The organism is Candidatus Zixiibacteriota bacterium, assembly GCA_034439475.1.
In the GTDB taxonomy this organism is placed as follows: domain Bacteria; phylum Zixibacteria; class MSB-5A5; order GN15; family FEB-12; genus JAWXAN01.
The window spans coordinates 1-10,103 of sequence record JAWXAN010000037.1; the positions used below are offsets into that span (position 1 = coordinate 1).

Sequence of the window (10,103 nt, forward strand, 5' to 3'; positions counted from 1 at the left end):
GTTTTGCTATCTTGATAATCCCCATATTCCACATTCAACAAATTGGATAGAGAGCTATTTTAGCCGTCTGAAAGCTCGATACCGGCAGCACCGTGGACTCGCTGTTCATCATCGTACAAACTACTTTGCTTGGTACTTCAAACTCTGTCAAAAATGAATCAAAAACCCACACATTTTGATCATTATGCCCGCAACGACGTGATGGGAAAGTTGGCTTTGAATCTTGTACCGCACCGCTTGCGGCGGGTTCGAAGACAGACCCGCCCTATTTTTTCATAGGGATGGTTAATTCTCAATGTCATACTCCGCTGACGGAGTAACCAGTATTGTCATTCGCGCGGGGTGTCTCTGCCCCGCACCGAAGAAAAGATGTCGGGATCACAAGGATCGCCGACCTACGAATATCGGAGAGTCCGCCGCGGCGGAAAATATGAGATTGCCACGCCTGCCCGCCCCGCCACAGCGGGCAGGCGTGGTGGGTCTCGTCTATGAAGCCGCTCCTCGCAACGACACGTTTAGAGAATGCTGGTGCACGGGGAACGTACACCAGCCACGAACAATCAGTGCGGAGTTTCTGTTTGAAAAAGGCGCGTTTGTATCTGCGCAAGTGGCTGAATTGTTTTGGCGCCTTCTAAGTCCAACAATGCCTGTTTGCGCCAAAGACCGCCGCCGTAGCCGCGAAGTTTGCCGGTCGACTCGATAACCCGGTGGCAGGGAATGACGATAGATAGATAATTTGCGCCATTGGCTCTTCCGACAGCCCGCTGCGCGCCCGGTTTGCCGAGAAATTCCGCAAGGTTGCCATACGAGCGCGTCACGCCATAGGGAATAATCTGCAATTGTTTCCAGACCAGTCTCTCGAAGGGTGTGCCTGTGACATCAATTAAAACAGTAAAATCTTTCAAGGCACCTGCGAAATAGGCATTCAATTCTGTTTTCAGTCGAAGCAGGTGATCATTTGTGCCTGCAATGACCTCGCGCTTGTAGCGTTTGACCACACGTTCTTTGATTCGTTCCACTCCCCCGCGGTCATGCCATTCGAGAAAACAGATTCCGCTTTCAGTGGCTCCGGCAATCATCGGTCCGAGCGGACTATCCAGATCACAGTATTGGATTGACCTAATGTTATTATCGAGCATGAGACCTCCCGGGCGAAAATCCAAATTCTTTTTTATATGCGGCGTTGAACCCGCTTGGTGATTCGTAGCCGGATTCGTATGCGGCATCGAGGGTAGTGCTTCCAGCCGATAGCAGTCCCTGCGCGTTCAATAGCCTCTGTCGGCGGTGGAACGCAAGCGGAGTCATTTCAAGTTGTGCGCGGAAATGCCTTCGCACTGTCGTTATATCGACGCCTGAAGCAACTGACAGATCATGTTCGGTCAGACGAATGGTCTTATTCTCGCGCATGAATGTGATGAGCCGTTTGACCCAATCAGGCAGAACATCAGGATATTTGTCAGACTTGCATCGTTTGCAACCGCGTAAACCAGCAGACAGAGCGTCTTCGCGCGACGGATAAAAGCGGACATTTTTTAAGAGCGGTGCTCGAGCCGTGCACGACGGCAGGCAATAAATACCGGTCGAATGTACGCCGATATAGAATTGGCCGTTAAAGCCGCTGTCTTTTTCGCGCATGGCCCGAACCATTTTTTCGTATGATAGCATGGCTTAATAATATACAAGAGTGGCGGGGTCGCCTACCGATTTTCGGGCATGGATGTCGCATTTTTCGAGGGAAAGCAGGGGGTGTAGAAACCCAAGAGGGAATAGACTTACTAATATCGGAGAACCCGCCACAGTGGGTAGGTGTGGCGAAGGCCCTGCACTAAGTGACCGTCAGGTCATCCACCTGCGGCGGACTTCGGAAGCCTTAGCGCCTATATCCTTGCTCACGCAATGATAAGCCAAGACCCGACGGAACAGAAAAGAATCGCTGAACCGTTCGCCTGTGGCGAACCGCGGCGGAATCGCTACAAGAAAAAGAAAATATGAGATTGCCACGCCCCTCTAAGAATCGGGGTTCGCAATGACGTGGTTGTGAGATTCTTTTTTTGCTTCTACCTAGGTAAGAGGAGAGTGTATTCATTACTCGGGGGAAATATCAGACTCGCGGGGCATAAGATCCGCCACAGCGGACAGGCTTCCCCGCGCTACAAGACTACAAAATGAAGAAAAGGTGTCGAGACCAAGAAGGTATCGGCGGACTATTTCTCTCTATGTCGATCGAAACGTCTTCCCTAACTCAGACGAGTTTGGATTTCTTCGCGCCAATGACAATCAGCGGAATCATAGCCAACTGAACCAAAACCCCCGGCCAGCCGGTGACCATCGCTCCCGCAGTCGAGAACCAAGCCGCCGCTGTATAGGGCATTTCCACAAAAAGGCCGAGAAAAAAAAGCGTCACACCGAACATTATTCGCCCGACAATCATGGCGGTCAACAAAGCGATAAAGATATTCAGACGAAGTTTATAAAATGCCATCCCGGCCACCAATCCATAGACGGCCAATTCAACCGACATAAGCGGCACAGCATACGAAGGCGGCATTCCATTGATAAGATGTGACAATGCCGGAGCAAGAATGCCGACTACAATGCCCGAGATCGGACCAGCCAGAAAGCCTGCCAATAACGGCGGAATGTGCATCGGCAGAAAAATCCTGCCACTCATTCCTATCTGATGAAAGCCGATTGGCAAGACAAGAGCCAGTACCAAAAATAAACTTGTGCTGATAAGCCATTTCGGCCAGGAAATCGGAACTCCAAGTGCGAGCGTTTGTTGCAAGCTATTCATAGGCTTTAGGATGGCATTTATTGAAGCGCAAGTCAAGTGGTTTCGTCTACCAGAGCAGGCATTAAGAGTACAACCTGCCTTGGCTAAGAATATCAAGGTAATGGTTAAAAGTGATAGAGAACCGCGCTTTGTTCTTCCTTACATGAGCTCTTGAACCTACATTGGGGGTTGGACAATTTCAGGGAGTGATAATGGCCAATAACGGCGACCGATACAGTAAAAATAAAGAGTTTCTTCATATAAAAGGGGCGCGCGAACATAATCTCAAAAATATCGATGTGCGTATTCCTCGCGATAGCCTGACTGTCATCACCGGACTTTCCGGTTCGGGCAAAAGCTCGCTTGCATTCGACACGATTTATGCCGAAGGCCAGCGCAGATATGTTGAGTCCCTTTCATCGTATGCCCGGCAGTTTTTGGGCCTCATGGAAAAACCGGACGTTGATTTTATCGAAGGTCTTTCCCCTGCAATTTCTATCGAACAAAAAGGGACACTCAAAAACCCCCGCTCGACAGTCGGGACGATAACCGAGATATACGATTATCTTCGTCTACTCTACGCCCGAGTGGGCGTTCCGCATTGTGTGAAATGCGGCCAGCCCATCACCCAGCAGACCGTCGAGCAGATTGTTGATTCGGTGCTGACATTCGACGAAGGGACACGGCTCATTGTTCTTGCTCCGCTCACCCGCGGCAAAAAAGGGGAGCACAAAGATATAATTGATGAAGCGCGCCGCGAAGGATATGTGCGACTCCGTATCGACGGCGAGATAGTCGAATCAGACCAACAGGTAAGCCTGAACAAAACACAGAAACATACTATTGAAGCCGTAATCGACCGGCTGGTCGTGAAACCGTCATCGCGGCGGAGATTGGCTGATTCGGTCGAGACCGCGCTCAAAATGGGTCAGGGCACGGTTCTTATAAATATCAATAAGAAGGACTTGCTCTTCTCCGAAAAATTCGCCTGTCTCAACTGCAATATCTCCTACGAAGAGCCAAGTCCGCGGCTGTTCTCATTCAATTCGCCGTATGGGGCATGCAAAACATGCGACGGACTCGGCCAGCAGATGGTTATCGATCCCGAGATGGTTGTGCCCGACAAGACGCTTTCGATAAACGACGGCGCTATCCATGCCTGGGGCGGAAGCAGCATGGCCAACTGGTACCGCTATAGAATCAAAGGATTAGCCACGCATCATAATTTTAAGATGTCCACTCCGTTCAATAAGTTGCCGGCAGATATTCAAAAAATAATTCTCTTCGGTTCGGGTAAAGACGAAATAAGTTTCGAGTACGAGCATTCGTCGGGCACTTCCTCGGGGCATGGACAATACACATCGAGTTTTGAAGGCGTCATTCCCCAGCTGGAGCGGCGATACAAGCAGACCGACTCAAGCGGCGTGCGGACATGGATTGAACATTACATGTCGATCTCGACCTGCCCGGTATGCAAAGGCGCTCGGTTGCGGCCTGAGGCGCTTGCGGTCATAATCGACCGGGAGACCATCGACAGTGTGGTCGAAAAATCGATCAAAAATGCCGCGAACTTTTTCAAGGATATAAAACTTTCGAAACGTCAGTTGACTATCGCCAAACAGATTCTCAAAGAGATTCGTGAGCGGCTTTCATTCCTGTGCGATGTCGGGCTCGACTATTTGACGCTTGGACGCGCCGCATCGACACTCTCCGGAGGCGAAGCCCAGCGTATACGGCTTGCGACCCAGATCGGCTCACGCCTTGTCGGTGTGCTTTATATTTTGGACGAGCCATCGATCGGGCTTCACCAGCGCGACAATCAAAAACTATTGCGCACGCTTACCGAACTGAGGGATATCGGTAACACCGTGCTGGTTGTCGAGCATGACCGGGATACTATTGAACAGGCTGATTATGTTCTTGATCTGGGACCCGGGGCGGGAGTGCATGGCGGGCATATTGTTGCAAGCGGCACCCCCGATGAAATCAAAGCCAACAAAAAATCGCTGACTGGCCAATACCTTTCAGGCGCGAAAGAAATTCGCACACCCGCGGTACGCCGTCCCATCGATGGCGACTCTATTACGCTCACGGGCGCGACGGGAAATAATTTGAAGAATGTCGATATTGAAATTCCGCTCGGCTGTTTTGTCGCCGTGACGGGTGTTTCTGGTTCAGGGAAATCGACGCTTATCAACGAGACCTTTTACAGAATTTTGGCGCGGCATTTTTATAACAGCCGCACGCCATCGCTTCCCTATAAGGAAATCACTGGTGTCGAGTATATTGATAAAGTAATCGATATCGATCAGTCGCCCATTGGCCGCACACCACGGTCGAATCCGGCGACATATACCGGACTTTTCACGCCAATACGAGATTTGTTTGCGGGATTGCCCGAGGCCAAAGCCCGCGGATATCAGCCGGGACGGTTTTCGTTCAATGTCAAAGGGGGACGGTGCGAGGCCTGCGAAGGGGACGGCATTATCAAAATTGAAATGCACTTTTTGCCCGATGTCTATGTCCCATGCGAAATTTGTAAAGGAAAGCGCTACAACCGTGAGACGCTGAGTGTGACCTTCAAAGGAAAATCCATCGCCGATGTGCTGGATATGACAGTCGAGGAGGCGTTGAGCTTTTTTGAAAATATCCCGCGAATAAAAAATAAACTTCTGACGCTCTCAAATGTCGGACTCGGATATATCCACCTTGGCCAGCAGGCAACACAGCTTTCGGGTGGAGAGGCCCAGCGAGTGAAGCTTGCTACTGAGCTTTCAAAAACCGCCACCGGACGGACGATGTATATTCTCGACGAACCGACAACCGGTTTGCACTTTGAGGATATTCGCATGCTGCTCAATGTCCTGAGCGAACTTGTGGATCGCGGCAATACGGTTGTGGTGATTGAGCATAATTTGGACGTCATTAAAACTGCTGATTATATAATCGATGTCGGCCCTGAGGGCGGCGATGGGGGCGGACGGGTCATTGCCACGGGCACACCGGAGGAAGTCGCAAAAACGCGCGGGTCATATACGGGTGAGTTTTTGAAACCAATTCTGTCGCAACAAAAAGTGTTGCCTGCAATGTCACCCCAGAAGGTTCTGCGGTAAGGGCACGGATAAGTAAAGATCACACCGTCCCGACGAACGTCGGGAGTGTGATACAAGAATCAAAGCCAACATTCCCGCTCTCGTCGTTGCGAGGAGCCCCGCTTAGCGGGATAAACTTCGTGACGCGGCAATTTCATATTTGTCGATATTGGTAGGTCAGTCCGCCGTGGCGGATGCCTGACTGTCTTTATGTGTCGGGCAGGGTCGCCCGACACCACTTCCTTATTCTTCGTGCGGGACGTCCCTATTGCGCACCATATCCCTGCAATCCGCACATTCTCACACTGAGCAGGAAACACCCAGCCGTTGGCTGGGTTACCGAGGACAGGTCGATACCTTCCGAGGTCTCGACATCTTTCATGATCGGGAGGCATAATCGGCGGGTTCGCGGACGGACCCGCCCTACCAGCGCAGGGCAGAGACGCCCGACACCACTTGGCACATCCATCCATCATCTAACCTACGAACCCGCACTCCTTATGTGTGCCGTCGCAGAACGGTTTCTTTTTGGATTGTCCGCACCGACAGAGCGAAAAGGCTCCTTCTTTAATAATGATGGTGCCATCAGGCATGAGTATCTCTGCCCGAGCACATTCTATTTTGGCCGATGCATTTTCGTTAATCTTGATTCGTATGTTTCCAAGTTCCATGTCGTCCTCTCTGTAAGTTATAATTCACTTATGATCTCTATCGTTAATTGTCAGCGTCGCAACATTCAATAATAACTCATTTGTCAATTAGAAGGATAGATTAACTTGCAAAGAATCACCCAGCGAGACAAAAAAAACGCCGCCATCGGGGGAGGTGGCGGCGTCGCGCGAAGGGTTCCACACACAAGAAGAGGGGTTACTTCAACTATTTTGTCAGTTTTCTATTAGTCTCTGCAATTCTCGCTTATTTGCTCTTTTGATACTCCATGCTTTCTTTGCGGACGGAGGCATAGGCGATTCGTTTCATCCCGAGCTCTCTGCGAAGCAAATCGACATAATCCCCGAGTAGACGATATTTATTTGAAAAAGCAGAGCTTGCATTGATCGCCGCGCTAATCAAACGCTTGGATTTAAGCGAGCTGAATTTTTCTTGGAATGCAATCTGCGCGCTGTTATCAAGTGATTCTTCGTGGGCTTCCGACCATTCCTGCCCGCTTGAATACTCGGCGGATTCTGCTGCATAGAATGCGATAGTATAAGCCAGATTGCGGACTTCCTGCTGGGTCTCTTTGAGGTCATCCACTATTACCTGCTGTATTGAGCTCCATGAACTCGAAAGCCGGGACTTGTCCTCGTGCAGTGTTGCCAAATGCCAGGAATCGACAGCTCCGTTGAGATTATCGATGACATGCTGGACATTACGGTTGGAACCAGCCGGAGCGCTCAGCGCGCCTTCGGCAATTGCTTTTGATTTATTTGCGATGAGTTGTTTGCCCTCGTCTGCAATTACAACTACGGCTATTGCAGAAACACATAAGAGCGCAATGATTGATACCCTTCTCATAAAATACTCCCTTCCTCCTTGAGACAGCTTGTGGCTCTACCGGTGATTATTATCAAGAGCCGTGCCTACAGTGATAAGCTCAAGTCGCGCAACATGGCAGCCGGTTCTTACGGTGAGACTATTGTGGGGAGGAAATGAGAAAGTATGGCGAGGTCGCCATAGTTAAGACTATAAAAATTCTTGAGAGTAATTGAGAATCCGCGCCTATTTCTTGTTCTGCTCTTTGCCCTTCTCGGCTTCGATTATCGCCATCATTTGGAATCCAAAAGTAGAATCGACTTTGAAAAGACGATATATCACAGAATCAGCTTTAGCAAAATGCCGTGTCAGATAGTACGAGGCGCCAAGCGTCACCCATGCCGGATAGAACGTAGAATCGATAGCAACGGCCCTTTCAAACTGAACGGCCGCGGCCACAAATTTTTTCTGGTTGGCGTATAAAAGGCCAAGAGCCTGAAAAGCTTCTTTGTGGTTTGGGTTGATCTCGACAGCTTTTGTAAAACTGTGCTCGCATTCAGATTGTTTGCCGAGATTGCGCTGGACAACGCCAAGGAAAAAATGTAATTCAGCCGTTTTGCCGCCGTGGGAGATGCTCTGGTTATAGAAGGTCTCAGCCGAGTCATATTTTTTCATCGCCCCGTAGGCGTTTGCAATGGAGAAATAAATAATCGGATTGGCGGTATCTTTAGCCGAGGCTCGATGGAGCAATGGAAGGGCTTTGGCGACTTGGCCGGATTTTGAATATTCGTTTCCGAGATTTGTGAGGAAGAGGACGTTGCCGGTGTCGAGACGGTTGGCGGTCTCAAACCGCTCTATCGCCGCCGCGCTGTTGTCTTCATCGCTGTATATGACACCAAGATTGTTGGAAATATCGGAGTTGTTCGGTTGCAGTTTCAAAGCTCGTTCGAAATAGACTTTGGCCTGCTTCTGATCGCCTAAAGCGGAAAAGATGACGCCCATATTCCGCACGGCTTCGGGATTATCCGGTTTGACTGCGAGAACTTTCTGGTAGTTTTCGCGGGCCACAGTGAATTTTTTGTCACGCAGCGCCCTTCCGCCCTGTTCGAGAAAAATAGCCAAAGTATCCTGCTGGGCGGAAATCGATGTCGAAAGACAAAGGAGAGAAAGGACGGCGAGGCATATCCGAGAGAATGTCTGTTTCATTTTGATTTATTCTTTTCTATCAGTTCAGCTTTATACTCAAGGCGAGTTCTGGGGTTGTACGCTAAGTATTGGTTATTTCTCCACGAAATATTTGGTCGGGACCGCTTGTTTTGGTTAATATAGTCGATTTTGACCAAAAATGAAAGCTCGTTTCACCCGTGACTGCATTCTCAACTGAGTAAACCGGCTATATTGCTTACAATATGAACCGGAGACCTTGTTTACACTTTTATCTTCTTTTCCGCTGTACCTCGGGAGGAAGGATCGCTGAACCACAGTCCGCTTTGGCGGAATTGCTGCAAGAGTCTACTTTATCCGTTTTTGGCTGTAATTGTTCACAATTGCGAATGAAAGATACTCGAGTTCCATGGACATATTTTCGTTACGGATATAGACATCTTCGGGGACTTTGAGATTGACCGGAGCAAAGTTGAGGATCGCCTTGATTCCAGCCGAAACGATATCATCGACAATAAATTGCGCCGCAGAGGCCGGAACCGCTAAAATGACGACCTCAACACCAGTCTCACGAAGCTCCTGTATGAGATTTTTGGTGTCAGAAACAACAAGCCCCTTGTGGTTTGAGCCGATTTTCCGCTGGTCATTATCGAAAACCTTCACAATCTGGAATCCCTGCTTGCTGAACTCTTTGTATGAAACAAGGGCCGAGCCTATGTTGCCTACTCCTATGAGAGCAACTTTCCAATTTCGGTCAACTCCTAAAATGGTCGCGATTTTGGCTTTGAGTTCACCGACCGGATAGCCGAGTCCACGGGTGCCAAAGGAGCCGAAGAACGACAGGTCTTTGCGGACTTGGGCTGGGGTCAGCTTTTCACGTTTTGCCAGCTCTTTGGATGAAATAGTGGCATGGCTTTCCTTTTCGAGAGCCGAAAGCGTTCGGAAATAGAGAGAAAGGCGATGAATTGTCGATTCGGAGATACGCTTCTTTGTCATCAGGTCGGTTCCTTACATAGCCAATAGTAAACCTGCATTACTTGGAATATATCACCCGATATGTGAAAAGGTTCACAAAAAAGTATAGCCGGGATGCGAAAATCTGTCAAGGGAAATAATCGGGATTAAGAGAACCCTCCACGGCGGGCAGGCCGGTACCCAGCTTTGATATTCGTGCGGGACGTCCCGGTCGCGCACAGTGTGGCCATCAGGTCACCCGCCGTGGGCTGACTTCGGAAGCCTCAGCACTCACTCCTCGCTTTTCACTCGAAGTGACCAAGACCCGACGGAATAGAAAAGAAGACAGTCAGGCGGGGGCGCCTGACTGCACTTCTGTAAATCTAGTGCTGCCAGAGATTTTCGAATCCGCCAATGGAGGACGGCGTGTACGAAGAATTAAGAAGTGCAGTCAGCCTTCTATTTTGTCATTCCAGTGAAAACTGGAATCCATCTTCGTCCGTGCTGTCTGGCGCCCCCGCCTGACAGTTTAATCATAGTGTCGGGCGAGGGATAACTGCCCCGTCGGGGTCGCCCGACACCACTTCATACTGGGTTCCCGCGTCCGCGGGAAAGACAGAGAACAAAAGAATCGCTGAACCGCGGGA

Annotated in this window: 8 protein-coding genes; 1 reads left to right on the forward strand and 7 read right to left on the reverse strand. The window is 49.8% G+C overall.

All coding sequences use genetic code 11. The features are described 5' to 3' along the window. Window positions 1-560 precede the first annotated feature (560 nt). The 3 genes from SGI97_05255 to SGI97_05265 all read right to left on the reverse strand — a co-directional run bounded on the left by SGI97_05255 (window position 561) and on the right by SGI97_05265 (window position 2,794). Window positions 561-1,139 carry a methylated-DNA--[protein]-cysteine S-methyltransferase gene (locus SGI97_05255; GenBank protein MDZ4723293.1) on the reverse strand — a complete coding sequence of 193 codons (579 nt, stop codon included), beginning with the start codon at window positions 1,137-1,139 and terminating at the stop codon, window positions 561-563. Continuing rightward, a complete protein-coding gene (locus SGI97_05260; protein MDZ4723294.1) occupies window positions 1,129-1,665 on the reverse strand; it encodes an Ada metal-binding domain-containing protein in 537 nt (178 codons plus the stop codon). Before SGI97_05260 ends, SGI97_05255 begins: the two co-directional genes overlap by 11 nt. Window positions 1,666-2,242: 577 nt before the next feature. Beyond that, window positions 2,243-2,794: an ECF transporter S component gene (locus SGI97_05265; protein MDZ4723295.1), complete on the reverse strand. Its 552-nt coding sequence runs from the start codon at window positions 2,792-2,794 to the stop codon at window positions 2,243-2,245. A gap of 191 nt (window positions 2,795-2,985) precedes the next feature. Here SGI97_05265 and uvrA point away from each other — a divergent pair, with 191 nt between their 5' ends. Next, window positions 2,986-5,886 (forward strand): excinuclease ABC subunit UvrA, encoded by a 2,901-nt coding sequence (uvrA, locus tag SGI97_05270; GenBank protein ID MDZ4723296.1) that lies wholly within the window; start codon window positions 2,986-2,988, stop codon window positions 5,884-5,886. 455 nt (window positions 5,887-6,341) lie between these two features. On the opposite strand, the gene SGI97_05275 is transcribed toward uvrA, so the two are convergent. From SGI97_05275 to SGI97_05290, 4 genes are all read right to left on the reverse strand, one after another. Further along, on the reverse strand, window positions 6,342-6,536 hold the full coding sequence (locus tag SGI97_05275) for a CDGSH iron-sulfur domain-containing protein (protein ID MDZ4723297.1): 195 nt from the start codon (window positions 6,534-6,536) through the stop codon (window positions 6,342-6,344). Window positions 6,537-6,780: 244 nt separating this feature from the next. Then, a complete protein-coding gene (locus SGI97_05280; GenBank protein MDZ4723298.1) occupies window positions 6,781-7,380 on the reverse strand; it encodes a hypothetical protein in 600 nt (199 codons plus the stop codon). A gap of 204 nt (window positions 7,381-7,584) precedes the next feature. Further along, on the reverse strand, window positions 7,585-8,544 hold the full coding sequence (locus tag SGI97_05285; GenBank protein MDZ4723299.1) for a tetratricopeptide repeat protein: 960 nt from the start codon (window positions 8,542-8,544) through the stop codon (window positions 7,585-7,587). A 306-nt stretch (window positions 8,545-8,850) separates the two neighbouring features. Beyond that, window positions 8,851-9,498: a redox-sensing transcriptional repressor Rex gene (locus tag SGI97_05290; protein ID MDZ4723300.1), complete on the reverse strand. Its 648-nt coding sequence runs from the start codon at window positions 9,496-9,498 to the stop codon at window positions 8,851-8,853. Between the last annotated feature and the right edge of the window lie 605 nt (window positions 9,499-10,103).

What these genes read in the sequence shown, in the direction of transcription:
- SGI97_05260 (MDZ4723294.1), bottom strand. Translation starts at nt 1,665, where the DNA reads ATGCTATCATACGAAAAAATGGTTCGGGCCATGCGCGAAAAAGACAGC.
- SGI97_05255 (MDZ4723293.1), bottom strand. Translation starts at nt 1,139, where the DNA reads ATGCTCGATAATAACATTAGGTCAATCCAATACTGTGATCTGGATAGT.
- SGI97_05280 (MDZ4723298.1), bottom strand. Translation starts at nt 7,380, where the DNA reads ATGAGAAGGGTATCAATCATTGCGCTCTTATGTGTTTCTGCAATAGCC.
- SGI97_05275 (MDZ4723297.1), bottom strand. Translation starts at nt 6,536, where the DNA reads ATGGAACTTGGAAACATACGAATCAAGATTAACGAAAATGCATCGGCC.
- uvrA (MDZ4723296.1), top strand. Translation starts at nt 2,986, where the DNA reads ATGGCCAATAACGGCGACCGATACAGTAAAAATAAAGAGTTTCTTCAT.
- SGI97_05285 (MDZ4723299.1), bottom strand. Translation starts at nt 8,544, where the DNA reads ATGAAACAGACATTCTCTCGGATATGCCTCGCCGTCCTTTCTCTCCTT.
- SGI97_05265 (MDZ4723295.1), bottom strand. Translation starts at nt 2,794, where the DNA reads ATGAATAGCTTGCAACAAACGCTCGCACTTGGAGTTCCGATTTCCTGG.
- SGI97_05290 (MDZ4723300.1), bottom strand. Translation starts at nt 9,498, where the DNA reads ATGACAAAGAAGCGTATCTCCGAATCGACAATTCATCGCCTTTCTCTC.